Source organism: Hydrogenoanaerobacterium saccharovorans, from assembly GCF_016901815.1.
Lineage (GTDB): Bacteria > Bacillota > Clostridia > Oscillospirales > Ruminococcaceae > Avimicrobium > Avimicrobium caecorum.
Window position 1 is genome coordinate 63,789 of record NZ_JACSNR010000007.1, and the last position, 20,375, is coordinate 84,163.

A 20,375-nucleotide genomic window follows, 5' to 3' on the forward strand; every position below is an offset into this window, starting at 1 on the left:
GTTTCCCATCCGGGCAGCAGAAAGCTGCTACATAGATTCATCCATCTTCCGCAGAGCATGCAGCAGGGCATGCTCCATCTCCTGGGGACGCACAGCCCCCTCGAACCGCACCGGAAGCTCCTCCAGCTGAGCCAGGCTTGCCGGAACCGCCAGACCGCTCACCTCGGAAAGCGCCCGCAGGCAGTCAAACTCCCCTGCCGGTACCTCACGGCCCAGTGCTGTGAGGACGCTGTCCGCAAACTTGAACGGGCTGGCAGTGGATACCACCAGTACCGGGGTCCTGTCCCCTGTTTCCTGCTGGTACTGTTCCAGTGCGTTCACCGCTACTGCGGTATGGGTATCCATCACATAGCCGCACCGGTCATGGATCTCCCGGATGGTGTCCAGGGTCTTCTGATCGTCACAGCTGTATGCGGCAAATTCCTCCCGGATCTGATCCAGAGCCTCGGCAGTGACCGAGTACTCCCCGCCCTCATTCAGACGGTACATGCAGTAGGCCACGGCTCTCGCTTCCCGTCCGAACAGCTCGAACAGATACCGCTCCAGATTGGAGGAGATCAGGATATCCATGGACGGGGTATTGGTGAGATGGAATTCCCGCTTCCGGTTATAGGTGCCGGTGGTGAGGAATTCGGTAAGCACATCATTGCGGTTGGATGCGCAGATCAGCCGTCCGATGGGCAGTCCCATGCGCTTGGCGTAATAGCAGGCCAGGATATTGCCGAAGTTGCCGGTGGGCACCGCCACATTGAGCTTGTCCCCCACCTGGATCTCGCCCGAAGCAGCCAGATCGGCATAGGCGCTGAAGTAGTAGACAATCTGAGGCAGCAGCCGTCCCCAGTTGATGGAGTTGGCGCTGGTGAGATACATCTTCTGCTCGCCCAGGCGTTCTGCCAGCTGTTCCTTGGCAAAGAGGTGCTTTACGCCGGTCTGACAGTCATCGAAGTTGCCTTCCACAGCCTGGACTGCCACATTGGAGCCCTGCTGGGTTGCCATCTGCAGCCGCTGGATCTGGCTGACGCCGTCCACCGGATAAAAGACCGCAATGCCGGTGCCGTCCACGTCCCGGAAGCCCTCCAGGGCTGCCTTGCCGGTGTCGCCCGAGGTTGCCACCAGCACAATGGCCCGGCGGTCATCGCCGAGATTGCGGCGGGCGGTGGAAACCAGACGGGGCAGCATCTGCAGTGCCATATCCTTGAAGGCACAGGTGGGGCCATGCCACAGCTCCAGCAGGCGCAGATCCCCTGCCGCCCGGACCGGAGCCGGCCGATCGCCGTCAAAGGTACCACGGTAGGCACCCTCGGTGCAGGCCTTCAGATCCTCCCGGGAGAAGTCGTCCAGATAGAGCGCCATAATGCGCTCTGCCCGCTCCCAGTAGGTAAGACCTTCCAGCTCCCGGATAAAGTCGAGATCCACCTGAGGAAATTCCTCCGGGACAAACAGTCCGCCCTCCGGGGAGATACCCTTGAGGATCGCCTGCGACGCAGTGAGTTGAATGGACGGGTCCCGTGTACTGATATACTTCATAATGTACCTCCAAGCATTTGCAAGCAGTTGCGGTATGTAAAAGGGTTACAGATTTTTCTCAAAGAAGCGGCGGGCATTCTCAAACAGGATCTTCTGAGTGATCTCCGGGGAGATGCCGCTGTCCAGCAGAGCCTGCCGGAAGTTTTCCACCCGATCCAGGCCGTTCAGATAATCCGGGATCTCGGCGCCGTCAAAGTCGGAGCCGCAGCAGAGGATATCCTCTCCGCCCAGGCTCAGGAAATGCCGCACATGGGCCAGCAGATCATCTATATCCTTCGAAATGCCATCCTCTTTAATAAAGTAGCGGTAATAGTTGAGCCCCACCAGACCGCCCCGATCCCGGATGGCACAGAACTGTTCATCGGTGAGGTTCCGGGAGTGATTGCAGATGGTCCGGCTGTTGGAATGGGTGGCGATAAAGGGCTTGGTCGCCACCTTGCAGAGATCGGCAAAGCCCTCGTCATTGAGGTGGGATACATCCACCAGAATGCCCAGCTCCTCCATCCGGCGCACCGCCTCGATGCCAAAGGGAGTCAGGCCCTTGTGGGTATCCGAGCCGCTGCCCAGCTCATTTTCCCCGTTCCAGGTGAGCGTGAGCATCCGCACGCCGCAGTTCCGGAGCTCGTCGAGCATTTCCAGCTGTCCGCCCAGAGCGGCGCCGCCTTCCACAGTCAGAATGGCAGCGAACTTCCCATCGTCAAACGCCTGCATGATCTCTTTATAATCAGAAGCCTGGACAATGCGGTCAGCGTTCTTCTCCATCTCAGCCCGGAAGAACCGGACATTCTCCCGGAAGAACTCCACCGCCTTTTCGCCCCGGAGCTCATCCGGGACAAAGATGGCAAATGCCTGGCCCCACCGGCTCCCAGCCGGCAGACGCTCCAGGCTGATATGCAGATCATTGCGGCGCAGCTCCAGATTTTTGGAACTGCAGACAGTAATGGTATCACAGTGCAGATCAAAGAGATCCATTGACATCAAACGCTCCTTTCCAGTAGGCCTGTTCCAGAATGCTCCAGCTGCCGTCCGCCGGCTGTGCGACGATCTCCATCACATCAAACCGGGGCTGATAGCCGGAATACTCCGGATGCTCCATGGTATAGTACAGGGCAGTTTCTATGAGTTTGCGGCGCTTGGCTGGCCCCACGGCCTCCGCCGGACGCACCAGATAATCCGGGCTGCGGGTCTTGACCTCCACAAAGGCAAGATCCTCTCCATCCAGTATGATGAGGTCGATCTCCCCGTGTCCGAAGCGCCAGCCCCGCTCCAGGACGGTACATCCGGACTCCTGCAGCCATCGGGCCGCATGGTCCTCGCCGAACCGCCCTAAGGCATTCATGACCGCCCTCCGGTGAACTTCTTCAGGAAACTGCGGCGGTGAACCGGCGAAATGCCGTATTCGGTCAGCCGTTCGTAATGCTCCTTGGTGGGATAGCCCTTGTGCTTTTTGAAATCATATTCCGGATACTGCTGATCCAGTTCCAGCATATAGCGGTCCCGGGACACCTTCGCCAGAATGGAAGCCGCCGCAATGGCCTGGGACTGTCCGTCCCCCTTGATGACCGTTTCGGTGGGAAGTCCCAGCCTGGGGTCCTGGTTGCCGTCCACCAGCACCAGTTCCGGCACCTGGGAGAGTCCCTCCACCGCCCGGTGCATTGCCAGGAAGGTGGCGCCGAGGATATTGAGCTCGTCGATCTCCGCTTCACTGGCGGAGGCAACACAGTAAGCCAGTGCCTCCTGCCGGATCACATCATAGAGGGCTTCCCTCTTCTTTTCCGAGAGCTTCTTGGAGTCGTTGAGCCCGGGGATCTCCTTGTCCGCCGGCAGGATCACTGCCGCCGCGAATACCGGACCAGCCAGTGGGCCGCGTCCGGCTTCATCCACGCCGCAGAGCAGCTGGATGCCTTTGGCATGATATTCCCGGTCCAATGTCAGTTCTGCCATCTTCTCTCTCCTTATCGCCGCAGATCCCGGATGCCTCTCTCCCGGAATCCGCCGTTTTCCCATACCCAGACGCTTCCGAAGCCCACTGTTTCCAGCAGCTCCAGCGGCTCGTCAAACCAGAACCGCAGCGCCGCTGTCTCATGGGCGTCGGCATTGACGGTTATGCGGGCATGCTTTGCGCACAGCTCCCGCAGCAGAAAATCCGCCGGATAAGGCGTACTGCGGTACTTCCGGAAGATCCCGCCGGTGTTGAGTTCAAACACCGCACCGGTATCCAGGCAGCGGTGAAGGCTTTCCAGTGCCGCCTGCCGGTACTGCCGGCTCTCCTCGTCAAACAGGCGTCCGCCTGCGTTGTTCTTTATAATAAGGTCAAAATGTCCGATGATGTCCGGACGGTACTGCTCGGCATTTTCCGCTGTGATCTCGTAGAACCGCCGGACCATGGCAAGACCATCGCCGCCGAAGGCTTCGTCCCGGCAGGCTTCGGCATAGGAAGCCGGGCCGTCGATGATGTACCGCTTGCCGGTGTCCGGGCTCTGGATCTCATGCACCGAACCGATGATATAATCAAACGCCTCCCGGTGCCGCACCGGATAGTACCAGTCGTGTTCGATGCCCACGGCGATCCGCATTCTGCCGGCGAACTGTTCACCCAGCTGCCGGAGCATAGCCGCATAGGCCAGCTCGTCCCGGATGCCGAAGTCGGCAAAGTCCACATAGGTATGCCCGGAAAAGCCCAGGTCGGTAAAACCCAGCTTCCAGGCTGCTTCCGCCATCTCCTCCGGGGTATTCTTGCCGTCGCACCAGGTGGTGTGGTTGTGCGTGGAACTACTCAGCATCGTCCTGCTCCTGTTCCCTGGCAGCCGGTGTGAACTTCGGCGGCTTTTCCAGGGTGATGCGCCCCAGCTTTCCGCCCCGGAACTCGTCCAGCAGCATGATGGCTGCCCGCTCGGTATTCACTACGCCGCCGGACTGAAGCATTCCGCGCTTGCGGCCCACCAGCTCCAGCAGGTCAAAGCCATCCTTGCCCTCAATCTCCTCGGGGGTGAGGTTGTAGCGGGCGCAGAGCAGCTTGGGATAGTTCTCCGCCACGGTCTGCAGGAAACGCATTGCCAGGTGCTCGATGTCCAGGATCTCGTCCTTGATGGAGCCGATATAGGCCAGCTTTTCACCGACCTCCTTGTCATCGAACTTGGGCCAGAGGACGCCGGGCATATCCAGCAGCTCCACACCGCCGCCGATGCTCACCCACTGCTTGCCGCGGGTGACACCAGGGCGGTCCTCCACCTTGGCCCGCTTGCTGCCGGCCAGCTTGTTGATCAGCGAGCTCTTGCCCACATTGGGAATACCCACGATCATCATGCGCAGCAGCTTCTGGGAAAGTCCCTTGGCCTCCCGGCGCTTCATCACTTCATCCAGCACCTGACGGGCGCCGGGAATGATTTCATTCAGTCCCCGACCGCTCTTGCAGTCGGTGGGAATGGCCAGAATCCCCTTGGAGCGGTAGTATTCACACCACCGGGCTGTGAGGTTGGGATCTGCCACATCGCATTTGTTGAGCAGGATCAGCCGGGGCTTCTGACCCAGCATCCGGTCAATTTCCGGGTTCCGGCTGCTCTGGGGAATCCGGGCATCGGTGATCTCCACCACAATATCCACCATCTTGAGGTTGGCTGCCATCAGACGGCGGGTTTTTGCCATGTGCCCGGGGAACCACTGGATGGACTGTGCATCTATCATATCTGAAACTCCCCTTAAAATATCAATTCTCTATCCTATTATTCTACCGTAAATCCCGAAACTTGTATAGACATTTTTCGGATAAAAACAAAAAAGGAGCTTTTAACAAGCTCCTCTTTGCCGTCACAGAATTTACTTGACTTCCTTGACCTTGGCAGCCTTGCCCACACGGTCTCTCAGGTAGTAGAGCTTAGCTCTGCGAACCTTACCGCTGCGGATCACTTCCACGCTGGCAACAGCGGGGGAATGAATGGGGAATACTCTCTCGATACCAACGCCGTGAGCAACTCTGCGTACGGTGAAGGTCTCAGCGATACCGCCATGCTTCTTGGCGATTACAGTACCCTCAAAGGCCTGGATTCTCTCTCTGTCGCCTTCCTTGATCTTAACGCCGACACGAACAGTGTCACCAATGTTTACGACCGGAAGGTCCTTCTTCATGCAGCTTTCTGCCATGAGCTTCAGTGCGTCCATTTGTTACATCCTCCTTGAAATATACAAGCGTTCATTCCCGATCACGGCAGAGGACCGCCTGCTTTAATGTCACCGCCTGTTTGGCGGGGCATCAAACCCCGCAGACGCCATTCTGGCCCCTGCGGTCATAGTATGCTGTAATATAATAGCACAATCCATTTCCGGATGCAAGCCATTTTTCAAAGTTTTCTGCGAAAAATCCCGCTTCAGAGCAGCTTTTCATAGGCATAGTACCACTTGAGGCCATAGACTTCCTCCAGCCCCAGATCGATGCGTCCGCAGCAGTGGTATCCACAGGCCTCATAGAACCCGATGGCAGTGCGGTTCTCCTCATAGACATCCAGGCGGATGGCCTGCAGCCCCGCTTCCCTGCCCATTTCGGCGGCGTGGCGGAGCAGTGCCCGTCCTACGCCCCGGTGCCGGTATGCCGGGTCCACTGCCAGGGTGTGCACCACAAAGACCGGCGCCTCAAAGGGAATCTGCCAGCTGGCCTGCCGGTAGGCACTGTCCTGCTCCCGCCGGAGGATCACCGAGCCGGCGATCTGTCCGTCCAGCTCCGCAATATAGAGCGCGCCGGCTTCCAGCCCCTCCTGGGCATCCTGCCGCAGCGGATAGACGCCACGCTTCCACCGGGAGCCATCCAGACGGCCCTCTTCCGCGTCGCCTGCCCGTCCATAGAGCTCTTCGATCCCATCCAGATCCCCTGCTTCTGCCCGGCGCACCCGGATCTCCATCGCCCATCCGCTCCCTTCTGCCCTGTGCTGGTTCCATTATAACCCAAACGCGCTGTTTCTTCCAGTTTTCAGAAAGAATTTTCCGGAATCTGAGAAAGATGGAACCTTTTTTCTCCTGCCGCATATCATAGTGATAGGCGCGGGGCAATGCTGCTGCCGCGTAAATCCACACAAAAGGAGCTTGCTATGAATATTTTCAGAAATACCGGCTGTTCATCCGGGTTCTGCCCCGACAGCTGCGGTAACTCCTGTCAGGATTGCGGCAATTCCTGCCAGAACTGCGGCAATTCCTGCTGCGGTATGCCCGGCTGCCCCTGCACACCCGTCTGTCCGGATACCATCACCATCGGCACTACCATCACCGGCGCCCCGGGCACCGAAGCACAGGTCACCAACAGCGGCACGCCGCAGAATCCTGTCCTCAACTTTGTGATTCCCCAGGGCGCTACCGGCCCTCAGGGTCCCCAGGGTCCGCAGGGGCCTCAGGGGCCGCAGGGCCTCCAGGGCGTTCAGGGCGAAATGGGTATGACCGGCCCCATGGGTCCCACCGGCCCGACCGGTCCTCAGGGCCCCACTGGTCCCACTGGCTCTACCGGCCCCATCGGTCCTGCTGGTGCCGGCCTGGAAACTGTGACTTCCTTCACCCCCGGCTTCCCCTATCCTCGTGGTTCCATGCTGTTCTACAATGGCTCGCTGTATCAGGCCGCTGTGGATAACCCCACCGGCACACCGGGTTCTTCCCCGGATTACAACCTCATCAGCGTTGCCGGTCCCACCGGGTCTGCCGGACCGACCGGCCCTACCGGTCCCACTGGGCCGCAGGGGCAGCAGGGTCTCCAGGGCCCGACCGGTCTGCAGGGTGCTGAGGGTCCCACTGGCCCCACTGGTCCTACCGGCCCTCAGGGTCAGCAGGGCGTAGCAGGTCCCACCGGCCCCACCGGTGCGGAAGGTCCTACCGGGCCCACTGGTCCCCAGGGACAGCAGGGCCTCCAGGGTCCTGCCGGTTCTGCCGGCGCCCAGGGTGCGGAAGGTCCTACCGGCCCCACTGGCCCCACCGGTCCACAGGGCGCCGCACCGACTGTGAATGCCCTCTATGCCACCAACACCAGCTCGCAGACCGCTGCCAGCACCGGAGATGACATCACCTTCGACACCAACCAGGTAGAAGAGGGCAGTGACATCACCCACTCCGCCAGCTCGGCAGACTTCTCGCTGACCCAGAATGGTCTCTACCGCATCACCTATTCGGCGGTGGTAACCAATACCTCCTCCACCGGCAATGTCGGCCTGGAACTGCAGGAGGACGGCACCTCCATCGACGGCAGTGTCAAGGAGGCCAAGGTCAGCAATACCTCCGACCCTGCCACTGTCGGCGCAACCGTTCTGGTGAATGTCACCAGTGCGCCGGTCACCATCACCCTCAACTCCACCGAGGACAATACCACTGTGACCAACGCAGCTATGACGATCCAGAAACTCAACTGACAATCAAGCTGTGATCAGACGGACAGTCCGTGTGGCTGTCCGTCTTTTCGCACTGTATCAAAATACTGGGAGGCAAGCGGATGAAAATCGTAGTTTATGCAATCTGTAAAAATGAAAGCGGGTTTGTGGACCGCTGGATGGACTCCATGCAGGAGGCAGACCGGGTCATTGTGCTGGATACCGGCTCCACCGATGATACGGTACAGAAGCTCCGCAGCCGGGGCGCCAGAGTCTATGAGGAGCAGTTCTCCCCCTGGCGCTTTGATACGGCCCGGAACCGCTCCCTGGAGCTGGTGGACGACGATGCCGATCTCTGCGTCTGCACCGACCTGGACGAGTACTTCCTCCCCGGATGGCGGGCGGAACTGGAGCGGGTATGGTCGCCGGGAGTGACCCAGGTGCGCTACCCCTATGTGTGGAGCTTCCGGGCAGACGGCAGTGACGGCGTGACCTTCTGGTACGAGAAGATCCACGCCCGGCACGGGTACAAATGGACGCACCCGGTGCATGAGGTGCTGAGCTGGATTGGAGAAGGTACGCCGGGCAAAACGGTGGACGCACCGGGCATGCGTCTGGAGCACCACCCTGACCCTGCCAAATCCCGGGGACAGTACCTGCCGCTGCTGGAGCTCTCGGTGCGGGAGGACCCGGACGACGACCGCAACACCCACTATCTGGGACGGGAATACTTCTACTACCGGCGCTGGGACGACTGCATCCGCACCCTGAAAAAGCATCTTGCCATGCCCAATGCCCTCTGGGCAGATGAGCGGGCGGCCTCCATGCGGTACATTGCCTCCTCTTACAGCCACAAGGGACAGCCGGATGAGGCAGTCCGGTGGTATCTCAGGGCCGCAGCCGAAGCGCCCCATCTCCGGGAGCCGCTCACCGATCTGGCCCTGGAGCTCTACTATCAGAAGGACTGGCATGGCGTGCTCTTTGCCGCCGGGAGGGCCCTGCGCATCACAAAGCGCCCCCGTACTTATATCTGTGAAGCTGATGCCTGGGGCAGTCTGCCCTGGGATCTGATGGCTGTGGCATACTACAACATCGGACGCAATACCCTGGCGCTGGAATATGCCCTGCAGGCCCTGGAGCTGGACCCCGGAAACGAGCGCCTCCAGAACAATGTGCGCCTGCTCCGGGAGCTGGAGGATGCCGCGGCACTTCCGCCGGTATTTAGAGACAGTAACCAACTGCCCGGAGAAAATGCGGAGTAAAATTGGCAGTCCCGCTCCAGGAGATTATGCTATAATATCACTTGGATTTAACGCCCCGGACACAATTTTGTCTGTCCGGGCCAGCCAGAATACAATATAGGAAGTGCAAACCTGTGATAGAAAAAACAAACAAGACTGTACCGATTTCCGCTGAGAAACCGGCTGTTGACGCCTCTGAAGCACTGCTGTTCAGCATCCTGCTCACAATCATAGGCGGATTCTTTGAAACCTACTCCTATGTGGCACGGGATCATGTTTTTGCCAATGGTCAGACCGGCAATATGGCCCGGCTGGGCATGAATCTGGCTGCCGGAGATTTCGGCGGCGCATTCAAATACCTGATCCCCATTGTCTGCTTCGCTTTGGGTGTCTACTTCGCCGAGATGGTGAAAACCTACTGCGAACGGCACAATCTCCTGCACTGGAAGCAGGCGATCCTGCTCATCGAGATCCTGCTCACCGTCGTCACCGCCCTGGTGCCCAACGAGTACAACACCGCCGCCAATGTGCTGATCGGCGTGCTCTGCGGCCTGCAGATGGAGGCATTCCGCCGTCTGAAAACCTACGCCTACAACTCCACCATGTGTACCGGCAACCTGCGCAGCGCCACCGAAGCCTTCTACCGCTTCTTTGCCCTGCGCCAGCCGTCTGAGGGCAGCAAGGCAACCCATTACTACGGGATCATCGCCATCTTTATCCTCAGCGCCGCACTGGGCAGCATCACCACCGAGCATTTCGGCAACTACGCCATCCTGTTCTGTGTCATCCCCCTCTGTGCCTGCCTGTGGATTCTGGCCCAGAACCGGGATACCCTCCGGTAATCTGCCCGTAAATTACTTTCTCCCCAGCAAAAAAGACCGCTCAGGTGAGCGGTCTTTTTTAATTCCCTGCGGCTTCTCCGGCCTGGGGCAGATAGCTGGAAAGCACCGTATGCATATCCTCATGCATGAAGGTATCCACCGAAACGCCGATGAGCACCTGGTTGTAGTCCTCCAGTTTTACGGCTGCCAGATCCTCCGGTGTGGCATGCTCCACATCGATGATGGCAATATCCGAATAGTGCACCAGAAGGAACGGGATATAGCTCAGCACTGTCTCATCCGCGAAGATCACCAGGCTGTTATCGCTGCTGGTGGAGCTCTTGAGGGTAATCACCGGCGAAAGTCCGCCGAGGATCAGCTCATTCCCGCCCTTGTAGCCGGAAAGCTGGGCTGTGAACTCCGGGAACAATGTGTAATAGGTCCGGGCTTCCCCATGGTCGTAATGGGTCACCTGGTATTCCCGGCGGTACTTGGAAAAGCGGTACAGCAGCACCCGGTCAGGCTGAATCCGGTCCACCGGAAGCTGTTCATACAGCTCGCCGTAGAAGTAGTCATCCGAATAGTCGATGTCGAACTGATCCAGGGTACGCAGCGGGGAAATACCCAGCCGCATGCCCAGCTGTTCATACACCAGATAGCCGCCCTTTGCCGTGAGGTTATCGGTGGTGCGGTAGTAGATGTACTCCTCCATGCCCGAGAGGAGCTTCAGATAGGTATCCACCACCGAAACCGAACCGGACATCTCCGTATAGACCGAATCGATATAACTGCGCTGATTGAACAGATTGATATATTCGGGCAATTCCTGCTGCTTGATGGCACAGGCGGTCGGAAGCAGCATCACATAGGTGGGATGCTCCTGGAAAGAGGCAAGGTCGATGATCGACTGCTTGTTCTTGGTGGCGATCTCGTCATCCGGCGGCTGGACATTCTTCATCAGCATGGTGTCCCCCACCAGGATTCCGTCAATCTCAGCAGAACCGCCGAACAGCCGTGCGTCCACCGCCAGCTTGTGCAGCATAGAATGCCCCGGCATATTCTCACAGGCGGCCTCCTCCAGCTGGGCGGAGACTTCGCCGTCCACCAGGGCCCGCAGGGTCAGTGTCAGACCATCGGCGCCGCCCGCTGAAAAACGGACGCACAGCACCGCAAACGCCGAGAAAATCACAGTGAGAAAGAAAATAGCGGAGATTCGTTTCGCCATGGGACACCTCCTGAATACAGAATCGAATCGGCCTTACACCAGCAGAGCTGTGGTAAGGATCAGCAGCGAGCCGTTGAATACCGCGATCACCCATTCAGACGCCACCGGGAATTTCTTGGAGAGGAACCCGGTCAGGCGGTCTGCCAGACTGGTGAAGAACAGCAGGCTCAGCAGGATCACAAGATAGTTGGAAGCCAGATAATAGCTTGTTTCGTCGGAGATCATACGCTGGGCCGAGAAGCCGAGCAGCACGGAAATGAGATCTCCGGTATTGGAAAACTGCGGCAGAACCAGCGGAGCCAGACTGAACAGGAACAGCCCGAAGGTCACGGCGGACTGCAGCAGGCCGGGGATATACCGGAACAGCCAGAAATACAGATACCGCTCCGCCAGAACCATCAGGAACAGGAATCCAGCCCAGAGCAGAACCTGCGGCACGGGATCAAACCAGATCCCCACCACTACAACTCCCGCCAGAACCGCAATGAGTTCCCGGGTGTCGGCGTGGCGGTACCGCCGGAGCTGGCGAATCCGTTCCGCCGAGCCGCTGACAATCTCCACCACCAGATCATAGAGGGGCATATTGATGCGGGATACGCATTCCACCACACTCTTGGCCTGATAGGGATAGTAGATCACCCGGGGAACTTCCAGCGAGAAGATGGAGCAGAGCCCCCGTGCCATATCGCCATAGGCGGAGATGGTGAAGAAGATCGCCATCGCAGCGGCAAAGACCAGCATCCAGGCGGAGAAAAAGGTGTACTCCTCCACCGGAAGCGATGCCAGCTCCTGATAGAGGATCAAGGCACCATCTGCAATGATAACCTTTTTCGCCAGCCCGATGACAAACTGCACAGCGCCCCGGCTGATGAGGGTTGCCGAGGAGCGCAGCTGAGAAAACTGCGGGACAAACCGGTCATACCGCACCACCGGCCCCAGATAGCTCTTGGCAAAGAAGGTGGTAAACAGCGCATAATCCCAGAAGGAGCGGAAGTACCCCGCCTTGCCCCGGCTGTGATCCCAGAGGTAGCCGATCAGCGTGGCAGTATAGACAAACCCGCCCAGTGAGGCTCCGGGGCTCCAGTGGGAATAGGCCATCACGAGGATCTGGACCACCACCGCCTTGGCAGCGAAGGCCAGATACCCCACCGGCTTATCCGGGCAGCGGGCAAGATAGAGTTCCAGAAAGCTCAGCAGCACGAAATCCAGCAGGCAGTTCGCCGCCAAAATCAGTGCCGCCGGAACACTTGCCAGCAGATAATAGCACCAGGAGAGCAGCGTCAGGCAGGCCACCCGGCGATGGGCCGGTGTCAGCCGGAATATAATGATCGCCAGCGGCAGATACAGATAGATAAAGCTGATGCTGCTGAATGTCATGCCCTGCTCTCCTTTCTTAATCGTTTTTTATGATAGTTCAGCGGGCCGGATCGGCTGCGGACTCGTCCTCCGCACGGATCTCCGCCGCAAGTTTCAGAAACTCCTCATAGCTGAGAATACATCCCAACACTCCCACCAGGGCGTTGGTGCCCAGGTGTTCCGGGAGCCCCAGTTTCTTCTTGAGCCGTTCCCGGAGCCGGGAGCTGTTTGCTCCGCCCGAAAATCCCTGCTCCATCAGGTCGGTCTTGGTGATGCGGCGGGTCTGTTCCTCTGCCGGCTCCGCAAATACACCGGCCTGTTCCAGCGCTTGGCGGATCACCTCGGCGGGCACCCCTTCCACCCCCAGCTTTCCCTCGGCAGAGGGCTTGTCCTTGCGCTTTTCCTTACCGAAAATATCCGGGATATAGGCGTTGATGATCTGCTCCTTCGGAATGCTGCCGCCCAGGTACCGTCTGATCCGGAATCCGGCTGTATCGGAATCGGTGAGGATCACCAAGCCCTGCCGCCGGGCGATTTCCCGGAGCATTGCCAGCTTCTCCTTATCCTTGAAGATCCGGAACCCGCCGGTTTCTATAATCACTGCATCCAGTATGGACGCCAGCTTTGCCTTGTCATACCGTCCTTCCACCACGACGGCCTGCCTGAGATGGATCATGCTCTCTCCTCCCCGAGCAGCAGGAACAGCTCGGTAATGGTTTTCTGCAGAACGATTTTCTCATCGTTTCCGGAGCTCTTCAGCTCAAAGTCTGCCCGGGCCAGTACCTCCAGCGCCCGGCGCAGGAACTGCTGGGGCAGCTTCCGGCAATCCCGGAAGGCGTTGCGCATGGCAAACTCCCTGCCCTTGTAGCCGAAATCCGCTGCGGCTTTGGAGGTTTCCACCCCGGCGGAAATAGCAGCTCTGGCCCGGCTGAGATCCACAAAGGACATACTCAGCACATAGAGGATATTCACTGCCGGCTCCCGCAGATAGAGCAGCGCCGACAGAATCCCCTGGGCTTTGGCATAATCCCGTGCCAGGATCGCTTTGGACAGACTGAACACCTCAGCCTCCACAGTGGCGCTCACCAGGCGGTCTACGGCCTCCCGGGATACCTCTCCGGACTGTGTAAAGGCAATGAGCTTGTCAGTTTCATTCTGTACTGCGATCAGCTCACCGGTGGTCTTGGATACCAGCCAATCGGCGTTTTCACGGGAAATGGTACAGCCTGCCGCAGCGCAGCGCTTCATCACGAAGGCTGCCAGATCCGCCGCACTGCGCTCCCCCAGCTCTGCCGCAATGCCCAGACGGTCCACTGCCTCCAGCAGCTTGCGGCAGCGGCTGGACTTCTTGGGCAGGAACTCATTCTGCTTGATGGCAATGATGAATACCGTCGGCTCCACAGCATCATTCAGAATCTGGAGCAGCTTGTCCAGATCCCCGGCAGACAGCTTATCGATGTCCGGATCGTCCAGCATCACCGCCCGGCGCTCTGCCATCATCGGCAGGGTCAGGATGCTGTCATACAGATGGTCGAAGTCAATCTTGGCTCCGTCCACCCGCTCATAGTTGAAGGTCTTATCCCCTTTGACCGCACGGTCCACAATCAGGGACGCATACCGCTCCACCAGATAACGGTCACTTCCGTAGAGCAGGAAAACCCCCGATGGCAGACCAGTGCGCAGGGCACGATTCAGTTCCTTTTCATTCATCTGCGCCACACGCAGTCCCTCCTATGTCCAGAACAGCAGTTCTGTGCGCTCGGCTGTGTTTTCCCGGACCCGGATGCCTCCCGCCCGGTACACCTGTGCCTTCTGCTCCGGCAAAAGCAGAACATCCGGCTCATACTGTTTTATTATATCATAAACATCCTGAAACTTTAAGAGCAAAATATCGCCGCAGGAAACTTCCACGCCCATACCCCGCTGATAGCGAAGCTGAAGGTCCCCCGGCAGCACCGCTTCGATCTGTTCCCGGCTGGTGATTGGCGCGTCACAGACCGCTTCGAGATAGCTGGTCACTGCGCCGCTGTCCGGAGCCGCAATCTGCAGCGGAGGATATTCCCGCAGCAATTCCAGCGTTCCCTCGGCCTGCAGCGGCGCATAGCTCTCCACAATGAGCAGATCGATCTGCTCTGCCCCATTCCGGCGGAGCTCCTCCAGCATTTCACTGTCCCGGTCTGCCAGCAGCACAACCGCATGGCCATCCTGCAGCAGCATAAGATCCTCGCCCCGGGAGATCACCTGCACGGAGCCGGCGAGTTCCCACTGCTCCCAGGCGATCAGCAGGCAGCAGATGGAGGCGCCTGCCAGCATAGCCGGACGGAAGAACCGCCGGGCTGCCGGCAAAGCCGTTATTACCACCAGCAGCAGGGTCATAAGCAGGACAACCGTCCTGGAAACCGGAGTATCCAGCGGGAAAATGAACGGCAGCCCGGAGAACCAACCGGCAATCCGCAGGAACAAGCTGCCCAGCAGTCTGGCGGGAAGCACCAGCAGACCTGCGCCCTCCGGGAACAGCCAGAGTGCCGGAATCAGCAGGTACCCCAACAGGAGCATGGGCGTCATCATCGGCAGGATCAGCATGCCTGCCACAATGCCATTGAGAACCAGGAGGGAATCCATATCCGCCAGGATCGGGAGAGTCAGGCACTGAGCTGCAATGGCACAGGCAAGCAGATGAACCGGACTGCTGCCGACTCGTCCGGTGAGCTGTGCCGGGAGGTGGCTCTTGAGAAATTCGGCGAAGGGACGCTCATAGAGCAGGATTCCCAGGGTCGCCAGCACCGAGAGCAGGAACCCATAGGAAAGCACCGCAAACGGGTCCATCAGAATCAGCAGGATCACAGCGAGTCCGAGGCTGTTAAGGCTATCAGCTTTACGCCCGATTACACGGCCAAACAGCAGAACTGAGTACATCACTGCCGCCCGGAGCACTGCATGGTTGCCGCCGGAGAGCAGCACCGGACACCACAGGCACAGCAGCGCCAGACTGTTGCGCAGCCGGCGGCGCAGCGGGAGCACCCTTGTAAGCGCCAGGATCAGATGGCAGAATACAGCGATATGCAGACCGGAAATCGCCAGCACATGATAGACACCGGCGTCCTTCATCATCTGCACCGAGTCATCAAATCCCGGGCGCAGTCCGGTGGTGATGGCGCTGAACAGATTGCCGGTTTCAGCTCCCAGGGCATGGATCAGCCGGTCACTTGTTTCCGCCCGCAGTCTGGCTGTCACAGCACGGACCGGGTAAAGCGATTTGTCCAGCAGTTCGATCTCTTCGCCGGTGGCACAGAACAGGAATCGGCTCTCCCCGGCAGAGGAGCGGTACTCCGATGTATAGGGATCATCGTAGGTCACACGGGCTGTGCAGCGGAAACTGTCCCCTGCTTCCAGTTCATCGGACAGTGCGTTCCAGAGCGTGAATTTAATATGCTCCGCACTCCCGGCTTCGGTGGATACAGAGCCGTATGCTTCATGCAGATTTCCGCTTTTCTTCTCTGTGACAACGCCGGTCACCTCTGCGGTCTTTCCATCCAGCGGTTTGAGTTCTGATTCCAGGGAAAGGCTGACTGACAGCATCAGAAGGATCGAAGCGGCAGCACTCAGGGCGCAGACCGCAGCCTTTCTCCAGCGGGGATTTGCTGCCCGGCCCGCACAGATCATCGCTGCCGCAAGCAGCATCGGAAGCAGCAGATAGCAGTATATATTTCCATACAAAACGACCGCTGATCCGAGCAGAACAGCAATTCCTACATCGAACAGCGGTCGTTTCATGACAGTATTTCCCCTTTAGCTCACAGATTCACAGCTTACTTGAAGAAGAGCGGGAGTTCACCCAGGAAGGTGACATCGGTACGCTCTCTGGCATCGCCTTCAGCCAGGACAGCGCACTTGCCGGCAATCACACCGCCGGACTTCTCCACCAGGCACTCCAGAGCGTGCATCGACTCACCAGTGGATACAACATCATCCACGATAAGGATGCGCTTGCCGCGGATCTGCTCCATATCGGTGCTGTCCAGGTACAGGGTCTGCACCTGAGCAGTGGTGATCGACTTCACCGAAACGGACACGGGGTCATGCATATAGAGCTTGATGCTCTTGCGGGCAAGGATATACTTCTTGCCGGACTGACGGGACATTTCGTAAGCCAGCGGAATACCCTTGGACTCTGCGGTGATCAGCAGATCAAAGTCACCCACACGCTTGAGCAGTTCCTCCGCGCTGCGGATTGTCATCTCCACATCACCAAACATTACAAAGCCGGCAATGGACAGATTGTCGTTCAGCGGGCAGATGGGCAAGTCACGTTCCAGACCAGCTACATGCAGCTTATAAGTTTCCATCTTTTACTTCTCCTTTTTTATTAAAGCAGAAAGCTGCCCATGCGAATCCTTGCACAGGCAGTTGCTGCTTTTCTGTATGGTTTTTACTGTACCGGAGCCTGATCAGCAGGCAGGCCAGGCCAGTTCCTTTCCGCCCAGGATATGGAAGTGCAGATGCGGTACGCTCTGACCGCCGTCCGCTCCGATATTGGATACAACCCGGTATCCGTTGGTGAGACCCTGCTCCTTTGCCACCTTGGCGATGACAGTGAAGATATAGCCTACCAGTTCACAGTTGGAAGCATCCACTGCATCCACCGACTGGATATGCTCCTTGGGAATCGCCAGCAGATGCACCGGAGCTACCGGGTTAATATCCTTGAATACCAGAACCCGGTCATCCTCGTATACCTTTGCGGACGGGATCTCCCCTGCCGCAATCTTACAGAACAGACAATCCATAATTCTTGCTCCTTTCCGGAAAACTGTATCTATACAGTCTGTATTACGAACGGCGCTTGTGAGAACCCAGCATCTTCTCTACCAGGCTGGGAATCTGTACAAAGGCCTCATCGATCTTGAAGATGTCGCTGGCACCGCCCATTGCGCTGTCCGGACGACCGCCGCCGCTGCCGCCTACCAGCGAACAGATCTCCTTCACCAGCTGACCGGCATGAACGCCATCTTCCACTGCGCTCTTACCGCAGCTTGCAGCGATGGAAGCCTTGCCGTCCAAAGTGGTGGAGAATACTGCTACGATGCTGGGATCGGTATCACGGAACCGGTCGGTGATCTTACGCAGAATATCCGGCTTGATGCCGTTGAGGCTTGCATAAACCAGCTTTACAGAACCTACTTCCACAGCAGTGTTTGCCAGAGCCTGGGTCTGCATCGAAGCCAGCTTGCCGTTGATCTCCTCGATCTCCTTGTCCTTGGCCTTGAGCTCAGCGGCAACAGCAGCAGCCTTGCCGGGCAGTTCTGCATGGCTGCCCACCTTCAGGGCCTCACAGGCCATGTCCATGAGATGGCGGTCTGCGTCAATCAGACCGAGTACGCCACGACCGGTCACAGCCTCGATGCGGCGTACACCGGCGGCAATGGAGGACTCCTTCACGATCTTGAACAGGCCAACCCGGGAGGTATTGTCCACATGGGTACCGCCGCACAGCTCGATGGAGCGTCCGCCCATATCCACAACCCGTACAGCATCGCCATACTTCTCACCGAACAGAGCCATTGCGCCCTTGGCCTTGGCCTCGTCCTGGGACATGGTCTCTACGGTAACAGGCAGAGCTGCCAGAATCATATCGTTTACAATGTTTTCAACACGGGCAATCTCATCGGAGGTCATGGCGCTGAAGTGCGAGAAGTCAAACCGGCAGAGGTTCTCATCCACATAGGAGCCGGACTGGTGCACATGAGTACCCAGTACTTCCCGCAGAGCTGCCTGCAGCAGATGGCAGGCCGAGTGGTTGCGCATGATGGAATCCCGACGCAGGCTGTCGATCTCAGCGGTGAGCTCATCGCCTACCCGGATCATACCGGCCTTCATCTCACCGATGTGCATGAAGTGGCTGTTGACCGACTTCTTGGTATCCAGTACCTGGAAGGTGCTGTTGGCGCCAAAGAGGATACCGCTGTCGCCTACCTGACCGCCGCCTTCGCCATAGAAGCAGGTGCGGTCCAGAACGATGATGCCGCTTTCGCCCTCATCGATCTCATCAGCCAGAGCGCCGTCCTTGATGATGGCAGCTACCTTGGCAGTGCAGGTCTTGTCGGTATAGCCTACGAACTCTGTGTTGCCGGGGATACCCTGCAGCACATCGCCTTCCCAGCCCAGGTCACCCATGGCTGCACGGGCAGCACGGGCACGCTCCCGCTGGTCGTTCATGAACTTGGCAAACTGATCCTCATCCACCGATACACCACGCTCACCGGCGATCTCCATGGTGAGATCCAGCGGGAAGCCAAAGGTATCGTACAGCTTGAAGGCCTCAGCACCCGAGAGAACCTTGCCGCTGGCAATCTCCTGGCTGGCGATCCGGTCGATCAGGTCGTTGAGCATGCTCATACCCTGGTCGATGGTCTTGGCAAAGCGCTCCTCTTCTGCCTTGATGATGCTGATAATGTAGTCCTTGTTCTCCAGCAGTTCCGGATAAGCGGGCTGATTCTCCTGAATTACAGTTTCAGCTACCTGATACAGGAAGGGCTCCTTGATACCCAGCAGACGGCCATGACGGGCAGCACGGCGCAGCAGACGGCGCAGTACATAGCCGCGGCCTTCATTCTGGGGTACGATGCCATCGCCGATCATGAAGGTGGTGCTGCGGATGTGGTCGGTGATAACACGCAGCGATACATCGCTCTTTTCGTTTGTCTTGTACTCAACGCCAGCAATGCGGCTGATGTGCTTCATGATGTTCTGAACGGTATCTACCTCGAAGAGGTTGTCTACACCCTGCATAACGCAGGCCAGACGCTCCAGACCCATACCGGTATCGATATTGGGATGCTCCAGAGGAGTGTAGTTGCCGTTGCCATCCGAGTCGAACTGGGAGAATACCAGGTTCCAGATCTCCATGTAGCGGTCGCAGTCACAGCCAGGAGCGCAGTCCGGCTTGCCGCAGCCATATTCCTCGCCGCGGTCGAAGTAAATCTCCGAGCAGGGGCCGCAGGGACCGGAGCCGATCTCCCAGAAGTTGTCGTCCCGGCCCAGACGAACCATGTGGGACGGATCAATGCCGATCTCCTTGGTCCAGATGTCATAGGCCTCGTCATCGCTCTCAAAGATGGAGATGTAAAGACGGTCCTTCGGAATCTCCAGAACCTGAGTCAGGAATTCCCAGGCCCAGGCAGTTGCCTCATGCTTGAAGTAGTCGCCGAAGGAGAAGTTGCCCAGCATCTCAAAGTAGGTACCGTGACGGGCAGTCTTACCCACACGCTCAATATCCGGGGTACGGATGCACTTCTGGCAGGTGGTTACACGCTTTCTGGGCGGAGTCTTGATGCCCAGAAAGTAGTTCTTCATCGGCGCCATGCCGGAGTTGATGAGCAGCAGGCTGTTGTCATCCTTGGGGATCAGCCCGAAGGACGGCAGGATCAGATGTCCCTTGCTCTCATAGAATTTGAGAAAAGCCTCACGCAGGTCATTTACGCCTGTCCATTTCATAATCGTTTGTCCCTCCTAAAGACTCTTTGCGAACAGAAAATAAAAAAGCTCCCGTCCCAGTCTGGGACGAAAGCTGTCGGTTTCACAGTTCCGCGGTACCACCCAAATTGCACCGGAGATCTTCCTCCGCTGCCTCTTGAAGCCGATCTAACGCATCGGATACGCCGGTATTCCTCATACCGGAGCTCAGGGCCGGCCCATTGCCATCGCTTCCAGGTCCCTTTCAGCCAGGAGGACCCTCTCTGAAGCAGCGGTCAGCAAATTCTGCCCGTCAACGCTGTGACTCTATTCGCATTACAAGATTCAGTATAGACAGTCTGACGGAAGTTGTCAAGATTTTTCTGCGATTTTGCCGGAAAAGAAGCCCTCTTTTTCT

Annotated in this window: 19 protein-coding genes; 3 read left to right on the forward strand and 16 right to left on the reverse strand. The window is 58.2% G+C overall.

The window, feature by feature from the left end; genetic code table 11:
- Positions 1 to 27: 27 nt before the first annotated feature.
- From thrC to H9X81_RS07865, 8 genes are all read right to left on the reverse strand, one after another.
- Complete coding sequence (gene thrC / locus H9X81_RS07830) at positions 28 to 1,527, reverse strand: threonine synthase (RefSeq protein WP_204721082.1); 1,500 nt, start codon at positions 1,525 to 1,527, stop codon at positions 28 to 30.
- Positions 1,528 to 1,572: 45 nt separating this feature from the next.
- Positions 1,573 to 2,499 (reverse strand): dipeptidase, encoded by a 927-nt coding sequence (locus tag H9X81_RS07835; protein WP_204721084.1) that lies wholly within the window; start codon positions 2,497 to 2,499, stop codon positions 1,573 to 1,575.
- Entirely contained in the window at positions 2,486 to 2,866 is a 381-nt protein-coding gene (locus H9X81_RS07840; protein WP_204721086.1) for a YraN family protein, read from the reverse strand. The genes H9X81_RS07835 and H9X81_RS07840 overlap by 14 nt, the downstream gene beginning before the upstream one ends.
- Positions 2,863 to 3,471, reverse strand: a complete 609-nt coding sequence (gene rnhB, locus H9X81_RS07845; protein ID WP_191392521.1) for a ribonuclease HII — start codon at positions 3,469 to 3,471, stop codon at positions 2,863 to 2,865. Before rnhB ends, H9X81_RS07840 begins: the two co-directional genes overlap by 4 nt.
- An 11-nt stretch (positions 3,472 to 3,482) precedes the next feature.
- Entirely contained in the window at positions 3,483 to 4,310 is an 828-nt protein-coding gene (locus H9X81_RS07850) for a PHP domain-containing protein (protein ID WP_204721088.1), read from the reverse strand.
- Positions 4,300 to 5,211 (reverse strand): ribosome biogenesis GTPase YlqF, encoded by a 912-nt coding sequence (ylqF, locus tag H9X81_RS07855; protein WP_177502246.1) that lies wholly within the window; start codon positions 5,209 to 5,211, stop codon positions 4,300 to 4,302. The genes H9X81_RS07850 and ylqF overlap by 11 nt, the downstream gene beginning before the upstream one ends.
- A gap of 132 nt (positions 5,212 to 5,343) precedes the next feature.
- Positions 5,344 to 5,685, reverse strand: coding sequence for a 50S ribosomal protein L19 (gene rplS, locus H9X81_RS07860; RefSeq protein WP_177502245.1), 342 nt, complete (start codon positions 5,683 to 5,685; stop codon positions 5,344 to 5,346).
- Between the two features lie 206 nt (positions 5,686 to 5,891).
- Entirely contained in the window at positions 5,892 to 6,419 is a 528-nt protein-coding gene (locus H9X81_RS07865; protein WP_204721090.1) for a GNAT family N-acetyltransferase, read from the reverse strand.
- 186 nt (positions 6,420 to 6,605) lie between these two features.
- Between H9X81_RS07865 and H9X81_RS11970 the strand changes: the two genes are divergently transcribed.
- From H9X81_RS11970 to H9X81_RS07880, 3 genes are all read left to right on the forward strand, one after another.
- Complete coding sequence (locus H9X81_RS11970) at positions 6,606 to 7,904, forward strand: BclA C-terminal domain-containing protein (protein ID WP_275951267.1); 1,299 nt, start codon at positions 6,606 to 6,608, stop codon at positions 7,902 to 7,904.
- 80 nt (positions 7,905 to 7,984) lie between these two features.
- The gene (locus tag H9X81_RS07875) at positions 7,985 to 9,124 is read left to right on the forward strand and encodes a tetratricopeptide repeat-containing glycosyltransferase (protein WP_191392515.1); all 1,140 of its coding nucleotides are present in this window, start codon (positions 7,985 to 7,987) and stop codon (positions 9,122 to 9,124) included.
- Positions 9,125 to 9,237: 113 nt separating this feature from the next.
- Positions 9,238 to 9,945, forward strand: a complete 708-nt coding sequence (locus H9X81_RS07880) for a DUF1275 family protein (RefSeq protein WP_204721094.1) — start codon at positions 9,238 to 9,240, stop codon at positions 9,943 to 9,945.
- A 58-nt stretch (positions 9,946 to 10,003) separates the two neighbouring features.
- Here H9X81_RS07880 and H9X81_RS07885 read toward each other — a convergent pair whose 3' ends face one another.
- The 8 genes from H9X81_RS07885 to alaS all read right to left on the reverse strand — a co-directional run bounded on the left by H9X81_RS07885 (position 10,004) and on the right by alaS (position 19,999).
- A complete protein-coding gene (locus tag H9X81_RS07885; RefSeq protein ID WP_204721096.1) occupies positions 10,004 to 11,149 on the reverse strand; it encodes a DHHW family protein in 1,146 nt (381 codons plus the stop codon).
- A gap of 33 nt (positions 11,150 to 11,182) precedes the next feature.
- On the reverse strand, positions 11,183 to 12,526 hold the full coding sequence (locus tag H9X81_RS07890) for a hypothetical protein (protein ID WP_204721098.1): 1,344 nt from the start codon (positions 12,524 to 12,526) through the stop codon (positions 11,183 to 11,185).
- A gap of 37 nt (positions 12,527 to 12,563) precedes the next feature.
- The gene (locus H9X81_RS07895) at positions 12,564 to 13,181 is read right to left on the reverse strand and encodes a toprim domain-containing protein (RefSeq protein ID WP_191392511.1); all 618 of its coding nucleotides are present in this window, start codon (positions 13,179 to 13,181) and stop codon (positions 12,564 to 12,566) included.
- A complete protein-coding gene (gene holA, locus H9X81_RS07900) occupies positions 13,178 to 14,215 on the reverse strand; it encodes a DNA polymerase III subunit delta (protein WP_243424096.1) in 1,038 nt (345 codons plus the stop codon). The genes H9X81_RS07895 and holA overlap by 4 nt, the downstream gene beginning before the upstream one ends.
- A 21-nt stretch (positions 14,216 to 14,236) precedes the next feature.
- Positions 14,237 to 16,279, reverse strand: coding sequence for a ComEC/Rec2 family competence protein (locus H9X81_RS07905; protein WP_204721102.1), 2,043 nt, complete (start codon positions 16,277 to 16,279; stop codon positions 14,237 to 14,239).
- 35 nt (positions 16,280 to 16,314) lie between these two features.
- On the reverse strand, positions 16,315 to 16,851 hold the full coding sequence (locus tag H9X81_RS07910) for a phosphoribosyltransferase family protein (protein WP_177502235.1): 537 nt from the start codon (positions 16,849 to 16,851) through the stop codon (positions 16,315 to 16,317).
- Between the two features lie 102 nt (positions 16,852 to 16,953).
- A complete protein-coding gene (locus H9X81_RS07915; RefSeq protein ID WP_177502234.1) occupies positions 16,954 to 17,292 on the reverse strand; it encodes a histidine triad nucleotide-binding protein in 339 nt (112 codons plus the stop codon).
- A 43-nt stretch (positions 17,293 to 17,335) separates the two neighbouring features.
- On the reverse strand, positions 17,336 to 19,999 hold the full coding sequence (gene alaS / locus H9X81_RS07920; RefSeq protein ID WP_204721104.1) for an alanine--tRNA ligase: 2,664 nt from the start codon (positions 19,997 to 19,999) through the stop codon (positions 17,336 to 17,338).
- Positions 20,000 to 20,375 lie beyond the last annotated feature (376 nt).